This window comes from Alkalihalophilus lindianensis (assembly GCF_032843265.1).
Classification (GTDB): Bacteria; Bacillota; Bacilli; order Bacillales; family Bacillaceae_D; genus Alkalihalophilus; species Alkalihalophilus lindianensis.
On record NZ_JAWJBA010000515.1, the window covers coordinates 1 to 262 of the forward strand.

1 protein-coding gene is annotated in these 262 nt (G+C 36.3%); it reads left to right on the forward strand.

Annotation, left to right across the window (positions count from 1 at the left end; all coding sequences use genetic code 11):
- Positions 1–262 (forward strand): Alp7A family actin-like protein (locus tag RYX56_RS23245; protein ID WP_439108531.1); only part of this gene is annotated, 262 nt, incomplete at both ends.

Consider the following 262-nt stretch of genomic DNA (forward strand, 5'->3'; position numbering starts at 1 on the left):
GCAGAACAAGCGTCCATGATATTACAGACCGAATTCTGCTTGATTTGGCCAAAAAACAATACCGTCTATTACGTAATGTATGGCAGAAAAATTCCCAAACAGAAATCTGCTACTTTGTTGGCGGAGGAGCTCATGTGCTAAAGGATTATATAAAAACTATCAATAATAATCTAGACGGCTACAATATTGAATTTTTCGAGGATGAGAAGGAAAGTATTTGGATGATGGCCAATGCTTATTATAAGCTCATCACTGATTTTGT